This window comes from Actinoplanes sp. NPDC000266 (assembly GCF_042899005.1).
GTDB lineage: Bacteria > Actinomycetota > Actinomycetes > Mycobacteriales > Micromonosporaceae > Actinoplanes.
Genome location: NZ_JBIAZI010000004.1, coordinates 543,158 through 561,355, shown reverse-complemented (window position 1 = coordinate 561,355; position 18,198 = coordinate 543,158). Strand labels below are relative to the sequence as shown.

Sequence of the window (18,198 nt, the reverse complement as noted above, 5' to 3'; positions counted from 1 at the left end):
GGGTTGTGCGGTGCCGGTCTTGTGATGCGGGTTGTGCGGTGCCGGTCTGTGTGGTGGCGGGTTGTGCGGTGCCGGTCTTGTGATGCGGGTTGTGCGGTGCCGGTCTGTGTGGTGGCGGGTTGTGCGGTGCCGGTCTTGTGATGCGGGTTGTGCGGCGGCGGTCTGTTTGGTGGCGGGTTGTGCGGTGGCGGGTTGTGCGGTGGCGGGTTGTGCGGTGGCGGTCTGTGTGATGCGGGTTGTGCGGTGGCGGAGTGTCGGTCGTCGCGGGTCGTCGCGGGTCGTCGCGGTCGTCGCGCGTCGTCGCGGTCGATGTGGCGATGACGTGGGTGGTCGCCTGGGTCACTCCTGGGCCGGCGGGCTGGTGGAGGGTTGCGGAGCGGAACGTTCCGTTCCGGTATGCTGCGGGTATGGCGATCTCTGAGCGGGCCCGCAAGGCTGCGCTGAACGACACTGCGATTCTGGCTGCGGCCCGGGACGTCTTCATTGCGGACAAGCGGGCGCCGATCTCTGACGTTGCCGAGCGGGCCGGGGTGGGGATCAGCGCGCTGTACCGGCGGTATCCGAGCAAAGAGGAACTGCTGCGCGTTCTCTGCCACACGGGGCTCAAGACCTTCATCGCGGCGGCCGAGGAAGCCGCGGCTGAGGCGGACGGCTGGGCTGCCTTCGAGGGCTTTCTGCGTACGGTCGTCGACGCGGATGTCCACTCGCTGACCGTGCACCTGGCCGGCACCTTCACGCCGACCGAGGAGATGGACGACGACGCCGCCCGTGCCAACGACCTGGCCGCCGTGCTGTTCGACCGGGCGCGAGCTTCGCTGCGCTCCGGCTTCGCCATGGCTGACGTGACGATGCTGCTGGAGATGTGCGCGGCCGTCCGCGTCCCCGATGCCGAACGAACCAAAGAACTGCGCGAGCGCTACCTGACCGTGCTCCTCGACGGCATCCGCGCCGGCGACGACCTGCCGGGCCCCGAGCCGACCGACGAGGAACTCGGCTGGCGCTGGCGCCATTAGGGCAAAGCCGCCCGGCAAACGGGCCTTGCCGTGAGCTGCGGAATCGGCGGCCTTATGGCGGTGGCCGGGCCGCACGATGCCGGGTCGCGCGGTGGCGAGGGCGCGGTGGCGGGCTTCACGGGGCCGGGTCGCGTGATGGGCGGGTCGCGTGATGGGCGGGTCGCGTGATGGGCGGGTCGCGTGATGGGCGGGTCGCGTGATGGGCGGGTCGCGTGATGGGCGGGCCGCGTGATGGGCGCTCGGTGAGGGGGCAGTGTGTGGTGGGTGGCTGCGTCAGAAAGTGTGTTTGCCGGGGCCCGCATTCTGGGTCTTGCCGTTCGGTAGGACCACCTCGGCCTCGCAACCGGGCGGGACCGTCACCTCCAATGCCTCCTTGTTCCACTCGACGGCTATCTGGCCGTGCGGGGAGTCGTGGGTTGCCGAAACCCGGGTGACGGTGGGTGTGGGATGAGGCTGTACCCGGAAGCGGCGCCACGTCGGGGTCAAACGCTGTAGGCCGGCCGTGTATCGGTGCAGGAAGCTGATCACGGCGCCCTTCGAGTAGTGGTTCAAGGAGTCGTGCGGGGTGCCGTCGGCGTCTATGCCGTCCCAGCGTTCCCACATGGTTGTGGCGCCTCTGTCGATCATGGTTAGCCAGGATGGTTCGGTGTTCTGGAAGAGCAGGTCGTACGCGAGGTCGGCGTGGCCGTGTGTGGCCAGGGCCGGCAAGAGGTTCGGGGTGGCCAGGAAGCCGGTGGCCAAGTGGGTGCCGTTCTCGCGGATCAGGGTGGCCAGACGGTCGGCCGTGGACTGTCGTCGGGGCTCGGGAATCAGGTCGAACGTCAATGCGCGTACCAAATTGGCCTGGGTCTCCGGAATGACAGCGGTGCGCCAAGCGTGGCGGGCCGCGTGGCTCAGCTCTTGGTAGCGGGTCCGTTCTTCGTCGTGGCCGAGCAGGGCGGCTGTCCGGGCGGCGATCCCGTAGGTGTGCGCCTGGTAGGCGATCGCCACGTCCGACTTGTCGGTGGTGGCGAAGGCCGCGAAGTCGGTGATGTCCTCGCCGGGGACCAGCCACTCGCCCCAGTGGAAACGGGTGGCCGGGTTCGTGTTTTCGACGAAGGTCAGCCAGCGGGTCATCGCCGGCCACATCTCGGCCAGCAGGCGGAGGTCGCCGTACTCCTGGTAGATCTCCCACGGGACCAGCACGATCGCGTCGCCCCAGCCGGCCGAGCCGTTGAGGTCGGCCAGGAAGCCGGACTTCTCGGCGGGTGGCATGGGGGCCATGTTGCCGATCACGCCGTTGTCCCACTGGCCGGCCGCCAGGTCGCGCAGCCACTTCGTGGTGAAGCCGGCCACGTCGTACAGGAAGGTCGCGGTCGGGCTGAAGATCTGCCAGTCGCCGGTCCAGCCGGCGCGTTCGCGGGTCGGGCAGTCGGTGGGGATGTCGCAGGCGTTGCCGAGGAAACCGCGCTCGGCGGCGGCGTGCAGCAGGTTGAGGCGCTCGTCGTCGCAGTGGAAGGTGCCGGTCCGGCGCAGAGCGGTGTGTACGACCACACCGGTCACCTCGCCGACGTCGCCGGTGACCTGGACGTAGCGGAAACCGTGGGTGGTGAAGCGGGGCTCGAAGACGCCCGCGTCGCCGGTCCTGATGGTGTCGACCTGGCCTGCGGTCAGCTCCCGGTCGATGAACGGCACGTCGGGCGGGCGAAGGTGATCGGTGGTGACATTGCCGTCGGGGCCGAGCGCCTCGGCGTGGGTCAGGGTCACGTCGGCGCCGGGTGGGACGGTGAGACGTACCCGGCCGTTGATGTTCTCGCCGAGGTCGAAAACGCCGTTCGGGAGGCGGGACGGGCGGATCTCGCGGATGGCGCGCACGGGCGGGGAAGGCGAGGCGACGAGGTGGCCGAAGCCGTGGTCGTACGGCACGACCGGCGTCCACTGTGGTGAGAAGGCCCGCCGGTCCTCGGTCTGGCCCTCGATGAGGTCGGCCATGAGGATCGGCGAGCGGGCGCTCAGCCACCCCGGCCCGGTGCCGAGGATCGTGGTGCGGCCGTCCGGATGATCGACGTGCAGCTGGGCGAGCAGCGCCGTCCGGTCGCCGAACTGGTCACGCGAGCGCGGCATGCCGACCTGCCCGCGATACCAGCCGTCGGCCAGCAGCGCCCCGGCATCGTTGCGGCCGGTCCGCACCAGCCCCGTGACGTCGTAGGCCTGCACCTGCGTGCGCCGCCCGTACTCGGTGAAGCCCGGCGTCAGCTCCAGATCCCCGACCCGAAGACCATTCAAAGTCAACTCATAGATCCCGTACGCTGTCGCGTAGAGCCGCGCGGCGACAACCGCCCCTTCCACATCCCAATGGCCGCGCAGAAGATAGGCGGGCCGCCAATCGTCGCCCGTCGCAGGGGGTGGCCCGGGTTGGGTCTCGCTCTGCGGTGCGGGCGATGCGGGCGGCGCGGGTCGCGATGCGGGCGGTGCAGGCGATGGCGCGGGCGGTGCGGGCGACGGCGCGGGCGGTGCGGGCGGTGCGGGCGACGGCGCGGGTGGTGCGGGCGACGGTGCGGGCGGTGCGGGCGACGGCGCGGGCGGTGCGAGGTGGGTCTCGTCCGGGCCTATCCACTTCGCGTGCCAATCGGTGGGGTCGAGTAGGCCGGCCTCAAGTTCGGTCGGGGTGGACCATGGGGTCACGCCGTGTTCGGTCCAGACCCGCACCTGCACCTGGCGGCGTTCGCGGGAAGCCAGGTCGCGGCCGGGCCACGGGACGAGGACGTTGTCGTGGGATTCGACGCGGCCGGTGGTGGTTCCGTCGTCCAGGCGCAGCTCGTAGGCGATCTGGTCGGCCGGGGGCTGCCACGACAGCCGGGGGCGGCGCTCGCCGAGGCCGAAAGGCTGGTCCAGATGCTCCACACGGACGCGCATGGCCCATCCGACCACCGGCGCGGCCCGAGCGGAACCCGCGGTGCGGAATACCAGCGATCGCTGTCACGGGGTGGGGCGTTCGACGACCATCTCGTTCGGGCCGGGCTCGCGCGGGGAACGCCTGACGGCCCGGCGGGCCCGCGCCCGGGTTCGGAGCATGTCGGCGCCGAAGATCACGGCGAGCAGGACCGCGAACGCCACCAGGCCGACCGGGTCGGCCATGCGGGTGACGGACGTGTGGACCGGCGGGTGGTCGTGGCTCACGAAGCCCGGGATCGAGGGCAGCACAGAGAAGATCACCGCGGCGGTCAGCAGGGCGCTGACTGCCGAGGCGAGCAGCGCCGGGCGGACACGGCGGTACAGCACGGCCGTGACGACGCCGGCCGCGACGCTGCTGATCAAGCCGGCGAGGACGTTGGTCGCGAGGGCGGGGGCGGCCGGCACGAGCGCCGTCCACAGCGCGGCGGCGAACCCGGCGAGACCAGCGGCACGGAAGGCCATGGGGAGACGTTAACCCCGCGGGCCGGCCCGCATGAGGCCGTCCAGACCACCGGGCAGGGTCGCGGCCAGGTCGGGGGTGAAGGCGGCGTCGATCAGGACGAAGGCCACGCGGGCCACTGTGGAGCCCCGGTTGGCCCAGGCGTGGTCGGTACCGCGCTGGACGACCACGTCGCCCGGGTGGAGGGTCACCTCCGAGTCGTCGAGGATCAGGGTGATCTCGCCCTCGAGGACTATGCCGTAGTCGACCGACGCCGTGCGGTGGACGGGGGACTGGAGGCCGCGCTCGTCCAGGTGGCCGGGGCGGAACTCGTTGACGCGGAGGCGGGTGCCCAGCGGCGGGGGCGGTACGGCCAGTGGGCCGGTGGTGGGCTCGTCCTCCGTCGCGGTCAGCGGGGCCGGGGCGCCTGCCGTACTCCAGATCTCGTGGAAACTGACGCCGTCGGCGGGGAGATCGCGGCTGACCGGAACGGGGCCGTCGGACAGCACGACGGAGACGCCGTCCGGAGTGTGGCCGGTGACGACGCGGCGCGGGGCGGGGGCCGTCATGCGTGGCACGCGATCGGGCCGCCGTGGAAGGCCACCATGTCGGGCCAGACCGACGGGACGGTCAGCCGGGTGTCGATGGGGTTGCCGGCCAGCTCCGAGTACGCGCGGTGCAGGTTGCCCACGAAACGTTCGGTCTCGGCCCAGGTCTGGTACGGGTTGTCGCGGTGCTTACGGGCGGCCGCCAAGGGGGACAGGCCTTCCTTGTACGAGTCGGCGGCCACCTCCGCCACGTAAGCCACGTACGCGTCCATCTTGTCGAGCAGGTCGGGCACCTCGTCACCCCGGCGAACGGGACCGTGGCCGGGCACCAGGATCTCCGGGGCGAAGGCGCGCATCTGGGCGATCGCCCGGCGGAAGCCGGACACCGAGCCCTCCAGCAGGAACGGCTGGCCGCCGGCGAAGGCCAGGTCGCCCGAGAACAGGACGCGCTGGGTGGGCAGCCAGACCAGCACGTCGTTGCTGGTGTGGGCGCGGCCCGCGTGGACCAGCTCGACCGGGAAGTCGCTCAGGTGCAGGGTGAGGCGGTCGGCGAAGGTCAGCTCCGGCGGGCGCAGCGTCAGGTGGCCGTAGTCGGGCTCGCTGATCACCTTCGTCGCTTCCAGGCCGGCTGCCAGCACCTCCTCGCGGCACTTGTCGTGGCCGATCACCGTCGTCTCGGCCGGCAGGAAGCCGTTGCCGTACGTGTGGTCGGGATGGTGGTGGGTGTTGACCAGCGCCTTGGGCGCGCCCCGGGACACCCGGGCCACCTCGGCCAGGACGGCCCGGTTGCGGCGCTCGGTCGAGGTGGTGTCGACCAGCACCGCCGCGCCGGCGCCGTCGACCACCACGCCGGTGTTGTTGACCATCCAGCCGCCGTCGGGCTGGACGTAGGCGTAGAGGCCCGCGCCGAGCTCGTCGACGTACGGCTTGCCTTCGCTCCAGGTCACCGGTCCTCCAGGTGTCGAGCAGGTTTCCACCGACTATGCCTTTGAAGACAATCGGCGGGGCATCGGCGTTGCACATCCGAGGCATCTCGGTTCGGCATGTTCCCCATACCCGCGAGGGATGTTTGACTTCGAACGTGTTAGGGCCACCCCTGTTGCTCACCCTGGCCCTGCTCGCCGCGTTCGGGCCGATCGCTACCGACCTCTACCTGCCCGGCTTCCCGGCCATGGCCCAGGATCTCGGCGCCGACGCCAGCGGCATCCAGCTGACCCTGACCGCGTTCCTGGCCGGCCTGGCCGTCGGGCAGCTGGTCACCGGCCCGGTCTCCGACCGCTACGGCCGCCGCCGGCCGCTGCTGGTCAGCGCCGCCGTCTGCGTGCTGGCCGGTGTCGTCGCCGCCACCGCCCCCAGCCTGGCCGTTCTGGTCGTGGCCCGGCTCGTGCAGGGCTTCACCGGCGCCGGCGGCCTGGTCATCGGCCGGGCGATCATCGCCGATCTGACCACCGGCCGGGCCGCCGCGCGGGCCACGACCCTGATGATGACCGTCGGCGGGGTCGCCCCGGTGCTGGCGCCGCTGATCGGTGGCCTGCTGGCCGATCCGGTCGGCTGGCGCGGCATGCTCTGGACGGTGGCCGGGCTGTGCGCGTTGATGCTGATCGCGGTGGCGGTCAACGTGCCCGAGACGCGTTCGGCGTCGGCGCGCGGGCAGCAGGGATCGCTCAGGAACGCCGGCTACTGGGCCGACACCGCGGTCTTCGCGTTCTCCTTCGCGAGCATGATGGCGTACATCTCGGCCTCGCCTTTTCTCTATCAGCGGGTGGTGGGTCTCTCCGAGGTGGCGTACGGCGTCGCGTTCGGCGTCAACGCCGTCGGCTTGATCAGCGCCGGCCTGATCGCGAGCCGCCTCGACCCGCGGCGGGTCGTCGCGGGGGCGCTGACCCTGGAAGTGACGGCGACGCTGACCTTCCTGATCCTGGTGATCGCCGACAGCCCCACGTGGGCGTACCCCATCCCGATCTTCTTCGCGGTCTCGGCGCACGGCGGCGTGATGGGCCCGTCGGCCGCGCTGGCCATGGGTCACGTGCGGTCGGTGGCCGGGCGGGCGAGCGCTGTTCTCGGTTTCAGCCAGTTCGGCCTGGGCGCGCTGGTCGCCCCGCTCGTCGGACTCGGCGGGGAGGACAGCGGGATCGCCCCGGCCGTGGTGATGGCCTCGGCCGCGCTCGTGGCGAGCGCGGCCGCGTTCACAGGATATCGACGGCTACGTCGTGCAGCAGGTGGCGCAGCCAGACCCCGGCCGGGTCGGCCGCGTGCCGCGGATGCCAGTGCGCCGCCTCCGTGATGCTCACGGTGCCGAGCGGGGTCGAGGCGATGACCAGGTCGAGCATGTCGAGGCAGCGGTGGGCCATGCGGGCCGGCACGAAGGCGCACATGCCCGTGCCGGCCACCGCGAACGGCAGCGTGAGCAGGCTGGTCACCTGCACCAGCACGGTGCGGTCGGCCAGGCCCTTGGCCTCGAGCTCGACCTCGAGCGGGCGGCGGTGCTCGCCGGCCGAGAGGAACTCGGCCACCGCGTGCGGCATCGAGCGGAGGTCGTCCAGGGTGAGCGCGCCGTCCTTCAGGAAAGGGTTGGTGCGGGCGACCACGCACGCCAGCTCGTCGGTGAAGACCGCCTGGGTACGCCCCGGCAGGTCGAAGCCGAGCGGCACCACCACCAGGTCGCGGCGCAGCAGCTGCACCTCGAACTGCTCGCGTGATTCCGGCACGCTGTCGAAGTTCATCGAGCAGCCCGGCGCCTGCTCGCGCAGCAGGCGCATGAGCGGCTCGGCGAGCACGGTCATCGCGTATTCGCTCATGCTCACGTCGAAGCGTTTGCCGCTGGTGGCCGGGTCGAACTCGCGGTGGTTGCCGAGCAGGCTCTCGGCCGCCTCGACGGCCGCGGCCACGGCCGGCCGCAGTCGTACGGCGAACGGGGTCAGCTCGTACTCCCGGCCCGTCCGGGTCAGCAACTCGTCGTCGAAATGCTTGCGCAGCCGGGCCAGCGCGCCGCTCATCGCGGACTGGCTCATCGTCATGCGGGCGCCGGCGTGGGTGAGGTTCCGCTCCTCCAGCAGCGCGTGCAGCGAGAGCAGAAGATTGGCGTCGACGTCACGCAGTCCCTCGGGCACGTCGTTGATGTTAGGCCGCTGGCCTGCGAAAGTAAGCCCGTGACCCTGGGTGGCACCGATCTGAACCTGCTGCTGTCGCTGAAGGTCCTGCTCGAGGAGGGCAACGTGACCCGGGCCGGGCAGCGGCTGGCGCTCGGCCAGCCGGCGATGAGCACCGCCCTGGCCCGGCTGCGGCGCAAGTTCAACGACGAGCTGCTGACCCGCAGCGGCCGCGACTACGAGCTGACCCCGTTCGCGGTCGAGCTGCTGCCCGAGGTGCAGCACGCGCTGCGGCTGATCGGCACGGCGCTGCGCGTCGAGGACGAGTTCGACCCGGCGTCCAGCGGGCGCACGTTCCGGCTGGCGATGAGCGACTACGCGATCGCCGTGGTGCACGAGACGCTGCTGGCCCGGGTGACCGAGCTGGCGCCCGGGGTGAGCCTGAGCATCGACCACATGCGGCCGGACGCGCGCACCTCCGAGCGCACGATGCTCAAGTACGACGCGGTGATCGCGCCGCTGGGCCTCGGCTTTCCCGGCGAGTCACGGCCGTTGTGGCGCGACCGCTTCGTCTGCCTGGTCGACGCCCGGCATCCGCGGCTGACCGGCACGGGGCTGACGCTGGAGGATCTGGCCGATCTGCCGCACGCGGTGGCCGGCTTCGGGCCGGCCGTGCTCACCCCGGTCGACCGGATCTTCGGCGAGCTGGGCATGGAGAGAAGGATCGAGGCGACCGTACGGGGCTGGCTTCCGCTCCCGTTCGTCATCGAGGGCACCGACCTGGTGGCCGTGGTTCCCGAGCGCCAGGCCCGGCTGCACACGGCCACCGGCAAGCTGGTGGTGGTGGAGCCGCCGTTCGGGCATGTGCCGCTGGCCGAGGGCTACTGGTTCGCCCGTGACCGGCTGGGCGACCCGGCCCATCAGTGGCTGTTCGCCCGGCTCGACGAGGTGGGCGAGGTGCTCGCGCCCGACAACCCGTAGCCGGGGAAGATCCGGCCGGGGTCCCACTTGTCCCGCAGGAGGGCCAGCCGCCGGGCGTTCTCGCCGGCGAGGAACGGGATCGGCCGGCTCAGGTCGCTGTCGCCCAGATACTGCCCGGCGCTGACCGGGTCGAGGCCGGCCATGGCGTCGCGCTGCCAGCCGCTGAAGAGGGCGTCGTCGGCCGGGGATTCCCACAGCACATAGCTGGCCAGGTAGATCTCCGACTGCAACGAGAACGCCATGTCCGGCAGGGTGCGCAGCGGCGCCATGCTGAACCAGATGGTGAACGACTTCTCGTTCGGCAGCGTGGTGAACACGCGTCGCATGGCCGGAACGACCTCGTCAGGTGGCCCCGAGAGCCAGGCGTTGTCGACCGCCCAGCGATGTCCCGGGGGGTTGTCGGCCAGCTGGCGGGCGCGTTCGTGTTCGAGCGTCGTCGGCTGCGCGTCGATCACCATCAGCGCGCGTGGCAACGCGGGATTCCCCCGGAACGGCGCCAGGGCAACGGCGGCCTCCGTCGCCGTCGAGACCAGGGCTACCGCCGTCACGAGAAGGGCCGGCACACCCTCGACCGTCTTGGTGAGCGCGACGATCTCGACCGAGGGCGCGACCGAGGAGTGCATGCCCTGCAACCAGGTCATCACTTCGTCAAAATCTTCGAGCCGGTACGCCTGTACGGTGTGAGCGACGTACGCGGGAGCAGCAATGGTCCTCAAGTGGAACCGCGTCACCACCCCGAAGAACCCCGGCCCGGCCCCTCGCGCCGCCCAGAACAGATCCTCGTTGACGGACGGCGACGCGTGGACCAGCGACCCGTCCGCGGTGACCACGTCGACGCCCTCGATGTATTCGGCGGCCCATCCCCAGCCCCGCGCGTTCCACCCCTGACCGCCCTGCAGCAGGAAGCCGCCCAGCCCCACCGTCGGGCAATGCCCGCCCGGGAAGAACCGACCGCGCGCGGCCAGGAACGGCGCCAGCTCACTGCCGCCCTGAATCGAGGGCGAGACCTTCACAACCCCATCGCCGTACGTCATCTCGCGCATCCCGCCGAGATCGACCACCACCGCCTCGTCGCGCAGGGACCACTGCGCCCAGCTGTGCCCGCCCGACCGGACCACCACCTGCCACCCGCGCTCCCGTGCCAGCCGTACGGCCCCGATCACGTCCTGCTCGGTCGACGCTGGCACGATGGCCGCCGGCCGCCGCGCGGGCAGCCGTCGGTTGAAGATCCGATCGACCCGGGCCTGTTCATAGCCCGGGTCCCCCTCGAAAACCGTCATGCCGGAGCGCAGAGCGCGTGCAGCGTCTGCCCCATCACCCGCCCGGGGTCGGCTCCCGGCGTCTCCGGGTGCATCTCCCACTCGGCCAGCTGCAGGCTGTTGTCCAGCACCATCTTCACGCGCGGGAACCGCCGCTCCCAGAACCCGCGCAGGGCCGCGTCGAAGTCGGCGCCGCTGGTCAGCATCTCGGCCAGCACCACCGCGTCCTCCGCGCACATGGCCGCGCCCTGCGCGATCAGCGGCGGGCAGGCGTGCGCGGCGTCGCCGATGATGATGCTCCGACCCCGGTACCAGGGCTCGGAGACCAGGATCGACTCGATGTACTGGTAGTTGACCAGCGCGTCGTCCGGGAGCCCGTCGCGCACTTGGCCCCACGTTCCGCCGTACCCCCGGCCATGGTCTTTGAAGGTCCTGCCGTTGACCTTCTCGCCCACATAGGACTGATCCAGCTCGCCCTCGAGGAGGAACGCGTAGCAGAGGTCCTTGGAGATCGGCGTATATCCGGCCTTGTACTTCGGGCCGCCGTAGTAGAGCTCGGAGCACTCCATCTCGGCCGGCCGTGCCCCGACCACGCGCCAGATTCCCATGCCCGTGCGCCGCGGCCGGGCGTCGATGCCGATCAGCGACCGCACCTTCGAATGGATGCCGTCCGCGCCGACGAGCAGGTCGAAGCGTTCGGCCGAGCCGTCCGACAGCGTCGCCGTCACCCCGTCGCCGTGGTCCTCGATCCCGGTGACCGTAGTGCCCAGCCGCACGTCGACGCCCGCCTTGACGACGGCGTTCGTCAGGACCTCGGCGACGTCCGACCGCAGCGCGCCCATGGTCGGCGGCACGTCCGGCCCGCCCATCGGCGGTGTCGGGATCTCCATGATCAAATTCCCGTCGGCCGTACGCATCCGCAGGTTGCCGAAGCAGTGCCCGCGCTCCGCGATCTCGTCGAAGACGCCCACCTGGGCGAACGCCTTGAGCGCGTTGCCCTGCAGGGTGATCCCGTGCCCGGCGCCGCCCCACTTCCCGCGCAGCTCGGCCAGGACGACGGACACGCCCCGCTGGGCCAGGGCGAGGGCGAGAACGCTGCCGGTGATGCCGCCGCCGACGACGAGGACGCGACTGGTCATGAGGTCTCCTTCAGCTGCGATTGCGGTGCGCGGGCGCCGGTGATCCAGCCGACGATGTGGTCGTTGTCCGTCTCGTCGAGCCGGACGTCGGCGACCTTCGCCCCGCGGTTGAGGATCGTCACCCGGTCGGCCACCTCGTGGCAGAGCGGGAGATTGTGGGTGACCAGCACGACCGCCACGCCCTGCCCGGCCATCCGCCGGATCAGGGCTTCGACCTGCCTGGTCTGTTCGTAGCCGAGGGCGGCGGTCGGCTCGTCGAGCAGCAGCACGCCGTTGCCGTCGCCGCTGACCCGGATCGCGCTGCGGGCCAGCGCCACCACCTGCCGCTGCCCGCCCGAGAGCATCTCGACGGGCCGGGTCATCGGGGCCGTACGGACGCCGAGCCGGTCGAGTTCGGCCTCGGAGCGGCGGCGCATCGCCTTGTGGTCGACGAAGCCGAGCCAGCCCAGCGGCCCGCGCCGCAGGATCTCCCGGCCGATGTTGAGGTTGGTCGAGATGTCCTGCGCGTCGACCAGGGCCAGGTCCTGATAGACCATCTGGACGCCGGCCGCGGCGGCGTCGCTGGGCTGGTGGAAGTCGACCGGGCGGCCGTGCACCTCGATCGTGCCCGCGGTGGGCCGGTGGGCGCCGGACATGATTTTGAGGAGGGTGGACTTGCCGGCGCCGTTGTCGCCGAGCAGCCCGACCACCTCGCCCGGTTCCACGTGGAAGTCGATGCCGGCCAGCGCGCGCACGTAGCCGTAGTGCATCTCGATGCCGCTGAGCCTCAAGGCGGAAGGCATGTCACACGCTCCGGTTGTGCACGGACAGGTTGGCGACCGACATCAGTCTGTTGGAGACCCCGCGCTGGATCACCCGTTCGAGGCCGAGCGAGGCGAGCAGCAGCAGACCGGTCACGACGGTGGCCCAGTAGGGCTGGATGCCGCGGATGGTCAGGCCGTTGGCGATGGTGGCCAGGATCAGGGCGCCGACCAGCACCCGCGGCAGCGAGCCGCGGCCGCCGGTGAGCGCGACCCCGGCCAGGGCGACCGCGGTCAGCGCGCTGAAGATGATGCCGGGGCTGGCCTCCGGGGTGGCCTCGGTGGTCACGGCCGTGGTGACCAGGCCGCCGAGCGCGGCGCACAGTCCGGACAGGACGAAGCCGAGCACCCGGTAACGGTTCGCGTGGATGCCGGAGCGGCGGACCGCCTCGCTGTTGCCGCCGACCGCCATCAGGCGGATGCCGTCCCGCGTCCGGGTCAGGAAGAGCGTGCCGACGAGGAAGAGCGCCGCCACGATGTAGACCGGGGCCGGGACCCCGAAGTAGCGCGCGGTGCCCATGAACTGCAGCTCGCGCAGGCCGGGGAAGGTGTAGCCGCCGGCGATCACCGCGGCCAGGCCGGACAGCGCGGACAGGCTGCCGATGGTGACGATGATCGGGTTGAAGCCGCGCAGCGCGATCAGCCCGTTGACCAGGCCGACCAGCACACCGCCGGCCAGACCGGCGGCGAGCGAGAGCCACACCGGCTGCCCGTGCGTCATCAGCCAGCCGGTGACGCAGGCGGCGAACGCGGCCGTGCCGGGCAGCGACAGGTCGAGCACCCCGGTCATCACGCCGAAGCCGACGCCCGCCGCGAAGATCGCCGTCAGGGCGGCCGCGTTCGCGACCAGCATGGCGTTGTCGAGGGTGGCGAAGTACGGCGCGCACCAGAACGAGAAGACCAGAATGATCACGGCCCAGAGGACGAAGATGCCGCGGTCGCGGGCGAAGACCAGCACGGACACGGCCCGGGGCATGTCACGGCCGGCGGGCACCGCGGTCTCGGTGACGGGTAACGGCTGTGCGGACACGGCCACGTCAGCTCCCGGCCTTCTCGACCTTTTGCGGCACGGTGAGCTGCACGCCGGCCGCCGACGGGTCGCCCATCATCTTCGTCAGGGTGTCGAACGACTGCGCCATGTCCGCGTCGAACTGGAGCACGACCGAGGCGTAGATCTTGCCGTCCTTGACCAGCCCGAGCACCTCGTCGTTGCCGCCGGCCTCGGTGAGGCAGGACAGTTGTTTGCCGGCCGCGTCGAACGCGCCGAGCGAGCCCAGCGCCGACTCGTCGTTCGCGCCGAGCACCGCCTTGACGTTCGGGTGGCCCTGCAACGCGCCGCTCACGCCGGTCTGCGTGGCGGCCCGGTCGGTGGTGGTCACGGTCTGCACGATGGTGGCGCCGGGCGCGGTCGCCTTCAGCGCCTCCTTCGCCGCGCTCTCCAGCTCCTCCTTGCCGGCGACGCCGGCCGCGTTGTTGACGTCGAAGACCTCGGCCTTGCCGCCGAGCTTCTCGTTGATGCAGTTGCCGAGCTCCTGGCCGATCGCCTGGCCCTGCGCCTTGTAGTCGATCGAGGAGAACGAGAGGCCGGCCTCCGGGGCGGCGAGCCCGTAGTCGGACGGCACCCCGTTGAGGATCATCGGGACCTTCTTGCTCTGCGCGGTCTTGACCAGTGCGGACAGCGAGGCGGGCTGGTTCGCGATCACCCAGGCGCCGCCGGCGCGGCCGGTCTCGATCACGCTCTGCAGCTGCTGGAGCTGCTTCTGCGGGTCCTGGTTCGGGTCCTGGACGATGACCTCGTACCCCTTGCTCCTGCCGTATCCGGTGACGCCCTCGGAGAGCCCCTTCATCGCCGGGATCTTGAGGGCCAAGGGGGAGAAGACGACGGTCTTGTTCGCTTCGGCGGAAGCTCCGGTGGCGGGCTGGGTGTCGCCCGAGCAAGCGGCGGCGGCGAAGGTGAGGCACCCGGCCGCGACGAGGGCAACGGCCGATCTCTGAGCTGGTGTCACGGCATCTCCTCGGGAGGGCGTGTGTCGTTCGCCACAGAAGAGCACGGCCGCGAGGGCCACTGGAACCTCGCGATACACATGGCTGCCATCAGCCCGAAACATGCCTGGCATTGCCGTGCGCGCTTTCTCGGTGACCGGGGTCCGCACCTAGCGTGAGGAAACCACCCGAACCACGAGGAGCCTCGCCATGGCCTACGTCGTCAGCGCCACCTGGACCGCCCAGCCCGGCAAGGAGGGCGTCGTCCTCGACGCGATCGAGAAGCTGACCCCGCCGTCGCGCCAGGAGCCCGGCAACCTCTACTACCAGGCCTACCAGGACCCGGCCGAGCCCACGGTGTTCCGGCTCTTCGAGGTCTACACCGACGAGGACGCCTACGCGGCACACGGCGCCTCCGAGCACTTCGCCGAATACGGCCACGGCCAGGCGATCCCGGTGCTCGCCCAGCGTGAGCGCGCCTTCTACACCACGATCGGCTGACCGCAATGCAGCTCGCCGCCTTCCGCCGGACGGCCGACCCGGCCGGCACCCGCCGTACCGGGCTGGTCGTGGGCGACCGCTCGGCCTGGTGGCTGCACGCCTTCCCGGACGGCACCGACCTGATCGCGCTGCTCGCGGCCGACCCGGCCGAGCGGGAGGCGGCGGCCGACGCGGCCGCCCGCTCCGACGGGCTCGGCCCGGACGACGTCGTGCTGCTGCCGCCGGTCTACCCGGTCGCGATGCGGGACTTCCTGACCTTCGAGTCGCACGTCGAGGGCGTCGGCAAGGGCATGCAGGGTGCGCCGAAGGTGCCCGACGAGTGGTACGCCGCGCCGTCGTTCCTGTTCATGGCGCCGCACGCGGTCACCGGCCCGTACGACGACGTGGCCATGCCGCCCGACACCGACCGGCTCGACTTCGAGCTGGAGCTGGCCGCGGTGATCTGCCACGACGTCCGCAACGTGACGCCGGAGCAGGCCCGCGCGGCGATCGGCGGCTATCTGGTGATGAACGACTGGTCGGCCCGCGACGTGCAGGGCCGCGAGATGAAGCTCGGCCTGGGCCCGTCCAAGGGCAAGGACTTCGCGACCACGATCGGCCCGTGGGTGGTCACCGCCGACGAGCTGGACGACTGCCGCGACGCCGACGGCTTCCTCGACCTCGAGATGACGGTCAAGGTCAATGACGTACGGGTCGGCCGCGACCGCTCCGCGCACATGGGCTGGTCGTTCGAGCATCTCGTGTCGTACGCGTCCCGGGCCTCCTGGGTCAAAGCGGGCGAGGTCCTGGCCTCGGGCACCTGCGGCGGCGGCGCGCTGGCCGAGTCGTGGGGCCGCAGCGGGCTGCTGACCCCGCCGCCGCTGGAGGTGGGCGACGTCGTCGAGATGTCGGTCGAGCGGGTCGGGACGATCCGCAACCGGGTCGTCGCCGGCACCGAGCAGGTGCCGTCGATCGTCCCGGCCCGCCGGCGCGTGCCCGAGGGGGTGTGACGCGATGGCCGTGGTGACCGTCGACCCGGCGACCGGGCAGCCGCTCGCGTCCTATCCGGCCGACGACTGGTACCGGATCGACGACGCCCTCTCGTGCGCGGCCGAGGCGGCGGCGCTCTGGGCGTCCACGCCGCTGGTGCGGCGCCTGTTCCTGCTGCGCTCGGTCGGCAAGCTGCTCACCGACCGCCGCACCCGCTATGCCGAGCTCATCACGGCCGAGATGGGCAAACCGCTCGCCGAGTCGCTGGCCGAGATCGACAAGTGCGCCCTCAACTGCCAGGTCGTCGCCTCCCGGGCGCCCGAGTGGCTGGCCGACCACGACGTGGTCAGCGGGGCCGCCCGGAGCTGGCTCAGCTACGAGCCGCTCGGCGTGGTCTTCGCCGTGATGCCCTGGAACTACCCGTTCTGGCAGGTGCTGCGCTTCGCCTGCGCGGCCCTGGCCGCGGGCAACGCGGCCGTGCTCAAGCACGCCCCGAACGTGACCGGGTGCGCGCTGGCCCTGCAGGAGCTGTTCGCCGACGCGGGCGCGCCCGACGGGCTGTTCCGCTCGCTCGTGATCGCCGAGGCGGACGTGCCGTCGCTGACCGCGCGGATCGTGGCCGACGACCGGATCGCCGCGGTCACCCTGACCGGCAGCGAGCGGGCCGGAAGCGCGGTGGCGGCGGCGGCCGGGGCCGCGCTGAAGAAGTCGGTGCTGGAACTGGGCGGCTCCGACCCGTTCGTGGTGCTCGACGACGCCGACCTGCCGGCGGCGGCGACCGCGGCGGCCCGGTCCCGTTTCGGCAACGCCGGGCAGAGCTGCATCGCCGCCAAACGGTTCATCGTGGCCGCGGCGGTGGCCGACGAGTTCGTACAGCTGCTGCTCGACGAGGTCGCGGCGCTGCCGCCGCTGGGGCCGATGGCCCGGTCCGACCTGCGGGACGCCCTGCACAGCCAGGTGACGCGCACCCTCGGCCAAGGGGCGGTGCTGCTGACCGGAGGGAAACCGGCCGGCGGACCCGGCTACTTCTATCCGCCGACCGTGCTCGACCACGTCGAGCCGGGCATGGCCGCGTTCGCCGAGGAGACCTTCGGGCCGGTGGCCGTGGTCGTCCGGGCCCGCGACGACGAGCACGCGATCGCCCTGGCCGGCGACACGGCGTTCGGGCTCGGCGCGGCGGTGTGGAGCCGGTCCGACCGCGGCCTCGCGGTGGGACGGCGGATCCGGTCGGGCGCGCTGTTCGTCAACGCGATCGTCGCCTCCGATCCGCGGCTGCCGTTCGGCGGGGTGGGGCGCAGCGGCTACGGGCGCGAGCTGTCGGCCGAGGGGACGCGGGAGTTCACCAACGTCCGCACGGTCTACCTCGGGCCCGGCGGGCACAACGGGCACCCGCCGAAACTCGACCATGTCGGCCTCACAGTCGGTGACCTCGACGCCATGACCGGCTGGTACTGCGACACGCTGGGGTTGCGCACCGAGTTCGAGTTCGCGTTACCCGACGTGGACTTCCGTGGGGTGATGCTGCGCGGCGACGGCCACCGGATCGAGTTGCTGCACCGCGCCGGCAACACCGGCGGGCTCCAGGCCGGCGACCCGGTCGAAGCGGCACTGACACGCGGCTTCGGGCACCTCGCGCTGGACGTCGCCGACGTCGACGAGACGTACACCCAACTCCTGAAAGCCGGCGCCACCGACCGCCTCGCGCCGCGGCAGTCACCCGAGCCCGGCATCCGGATGGCGTTCGTCGCCGACCCCGAGGGCAACCTGATCGAGCTGCTCGACCGGAGGGCCGTGCGGTGAGCAGGCTGAACGGGAAGATCGCGCTGATCACCGGAGTGGGCGGCGGCATCGGCGCGGCCGCCGCGCGCCGGTTCGCGGCCGAGGGCGCCCGGGTGGCCGGCTGCGACCTCACCGCCGTCGCGACCAGGCGTACGGCGGAAATGTTCGTGACCGGCGGGGTCGACCTCTCCGACCCTTCGCAGGCGGCGGCCTGGGTGCAGAGCGCGGTCGAGCACTTCGGTGGCATCGACGTGCTCTACAACAACGCCTCCGCGCAGCGGTTCGGAGCCCTCGACGAACTCGGCGTCGACGACTGGGACTTCACCATGCGCAACGAGCTCAGCCTCGTCTACTACACCGTGCGAGCGGCGTGGCCGTTCCTGAAACAGCACGGCGGCGGCTCGATCATCAACGTCGGCTCGATCGCGGCGATGCGCGGCGTCGAGTTCATGGCGCAGAACGCGCACAGCGCGGCCAAGGGCGGCGTGCTCGCGCTGACCCTGCAACTGGTCGTCGAGGGTGGCCCGCACGGCATCCGCGCCAACGCGATCAGCCCCGGCCTCATCCTCACCCCCAACACCGCGCCGATGCTGGCCGATCCGCCCGCGCGGTTCAAGCAGGTCGTGCTCGACCGCATCCCCCTCGGCCGCCACGGCCACGTCGACGACGTCGTCAACGCCGCGGTCTTCCTCGCCTCGGACGAGTCGTCGTGGATCAGCGGCGCCAACCTCGTCGTGGACGGCGGCGGTTCCACCCTCGGTTAA

17 protein-coding genes are annotated in these 18,198 nt (G+C 71.6%); 7 read left to right on the top strand and 10 right to left on the bottom strand.

Annotated elements, in window-relative coordinates:
- Positions 1-251 precede the first annotated feature (251 nt).
- A complete protein-coding gene (locus ACFY36_RS19110; RefSeq protein ID WP_499747300.1) occupies positions 252-1,013 on the top strand; it encodes a TetR/AcrR family transcriptional regulator in 762 nt (253 codons plus the stop codon).
- Between the two features lie 273 nt (positions 1,014-1,286).
- Here ACFY36_RS19110 and ACFY36_RS19105 read toward each other — a convergent pair whose 3' ends face one another.
- From ACFY36_RS19105 to ACFY36_RS19090, 4 genes are all read right to left on the bottom strand, one after another.
- Entirely contained in the window at positions 1,287-3,908 is a 2,622-nt protein-coding gene (locus ACFY36_RS19105) for a family 78 glycoside hydrolase catalytic domain (protein WP_499747299.1), read from the bottom strand.
- Positions 3,909-3,971: 63 nt separating this feature from the next.
- Positions 3,972-4,409, bottom strand: coding sequence for a hypothetical protein (locus tag ACFY36_RS19100; protein ID WP_499747298.1), 438 nt, complete (start codon positions 4,407-4,409; stop codon positions 3,972-3,974).
- Between the two features lie 9 nt (positions 4,410-4,418).
- Positions 4,419-4,955: a cupin domain-containing protein gene (locus ACFY36_RS19095; RefSeq protein WP_499747297.1), complete on the bottom strand. Its 537-nt coding sequence runs from the start codon at positions 4,953-4,955 to the stop codon at positions 4,419-4,421.
- Entirely contained in the window at positions 4,952-5,881 is a 930-nt protein-coding gene (locus ACFY36_RS19090) for an MBL fold metallo-hydrolase (RefSeq protein WP_499747296.1), read from the bottom strand. The genes ACFY36_RS19095 and ACFY36_RS19090 overlap by 4 nt, the downstream gene beginning before the upstream one ends.
- 134 nt (positions 5,882-6,015) lie before the next feature.
- On the opposite strand from ACFY36_RS19090, the gene ACFY36_RS19085 reads away from it, so the two are divergent.
- Positions 6,016-7,218 carry a multidrug effflux MFS transporter gene (locus tag ACFY36_RS19085; protein WP_499747295.1) on the top strand — a complete coding sequence of 401 codons (1,203 nt, stop codon included), beginning with the start codon at positions 6,016-6,018 and terminating at the stop codon, positions 7,216-7,218.
- On the opposite strand, the gene ACFY36_RS19080 is transcribed toward ACFY36_RS19085, so the two are convergent.
- Positions 7,121-8,044, bottom strand: coding sequence for a LysR family transcriptional regulator (locus ACFY36_RS19080; RefSeq protein WP_499747294.1), 924 nt, complete (start codon positions 8,042-8,044; stop codon positions 7,121-7,123). The two genes, ACFY36_RS19085 and ACFY36_RS19080, sit on opposite strands and share 98 nt — an antisense overlap.
- Before the next feature lie 39 nt (positions 8,045-8,083).
- Here ACFY36_RS19080 and ACFY36_RS19075 point away from each other — a divergent pair, with 39 nt between their 5' ends.
- Entirely contained in the window at positions 8,084-9,004 is a 921-nt protein-coding gene (locus tag ACFY36_RS19075) for a LysR family transcriptional regulator (protein ID WP_499747293.1), read from the top strand.
- On the opposite strand, the gene ACFY36_RS19070 is transcribed toward ACFY36_RS19075, so the two are convergent.
- The 5 genes from ACFY36_RS19070 to ACFY36_RS19050 are packed head-to-tail and all read right to left on the bottom strand — an operon-like array spanning position 8,944 to position 14,208.
- Positions 8,944-10,284 carry an FAD-binding oxidoreductase gene (locus ACFY36_RS19070; RefSeq protein WP_499747292.1) on the bottom strand — a complete coding sequence of 447 codons (1,341 nt, stop codon included), beginning with the start codon at positions 10,282-10,284 and terminating at the stop codon, positions 8,944-8,946. The genes ACFY36_RS19075 and ACFY36_RS19070 overlap by 61 nt on opposite strands.
- A complete protein-coding gene (locus ACFY36_RS19065) occupies positions 10,281-11,402 on the bottom strand; it encodes an FAD-dependent monooxygenase (RefSeq protein WP_499747291.1) in 1,122 nt (373 codons plus the stop codon). The genes ACFY36_RS19070 and ACFY36_RS19065 overlap by 4 nt, the downstream gene beginning before the upstream one ends.
- Entirely contained in the window at positions 11,399-12,184 is a 786-nt protein-coding gene (locus ACFY36_RS19060; RefSeq protein WP_499747290.1) for an ATP-binding cassette domain-containing protein, read from the bottom strand. The genes ACFY36_RS19065 and ACFY36_RS19060 overlap by 4 nt, the downstream gene beginning before the upstream one ends.
- A gap of 1 nt (position 12,185) precedes the next feature.
- A complete protein-coding gene (locus ACFY36_RS19055; RefSeq protein ID WP_499747289.1) occupies positions 12,186-13,238 on the bottom strand; it encodes an ABC transporter permease in 1,053 nt (350 codons plus the stop codon).
- 1 nt (position 13,239) lies between these two features.
- A complete protein-coding gene (locus tag ACFY36_RS19050; protein WP_499747288.1) occupies positions 13,240-14,208 on the bottom strand; it encodes a sugar ABC transporter substrate-binding protein in 969 nt (322 codons plus the stop codon).
- Positions 14,209-14,395: 187 nt separating this feature from the next.
- Here ACFY36_RS19050 and ACFY36_RS19045 point away from each other — a divergent pair, with 187 nt between their 5' ends.
- From ACFY36_RS19045 to ACFY36_RS19030, 4 genes are read left to right on the top strand one after another with little or no spacing between them, the layout of a single operon-like run.
- On the top strand, positions 14,396-14,686 hold the full coding sequence (locus ACFY36_RS19045) for a putative quinol monooxygenase (RefSeq protein WP_499747287.1): 291 nt from the start codon (positions 14,396-14,398) through the stop codon (positions 14,684-14,686).
- A 5-nt stretch (positions 14,687-14,691) separates the two neighbouring features.
- On the top strand, positions 14,692-15,675 hold the full coding sequence (locus ACFY36_RS19040) for a fumarylacetoacetate hydrolase family protein (RefSeq protein ID WP_499747286.1): 984 nt from the start codon (positions 14,692-14,694) through the stop codon (positions 15,673-15,675).
- Positions 15,676-15,679: 4 nt separating this feature from the next.
- The gene (locus ACFY36_RS19035; RefSeq protein WP_499747285.1) at positions 15,680-17,455 is read left to right on the top strand and encodes an aldehyde dehydrogenase family protein; all 1,776 of its coding nucleotides are present in this window, start codon (positions 15,680-15,682) and stop codon (positions 17,453-17,455) included.
- Positions 17,452-18,198, top strand: coding sequence for an SDR family NAD(P)-dependent oxidoreductase (locus ACFY36_RS19030; RefSeq protein WP_499747284.1), 747 nt, complete (start codon positions 17,452-17,454; stop codon positions 18,196-18,198). Before ACFY36_RS19035 ends, ACFY36_RS19030 begins: the two co-directional genes overlap by 4 nt.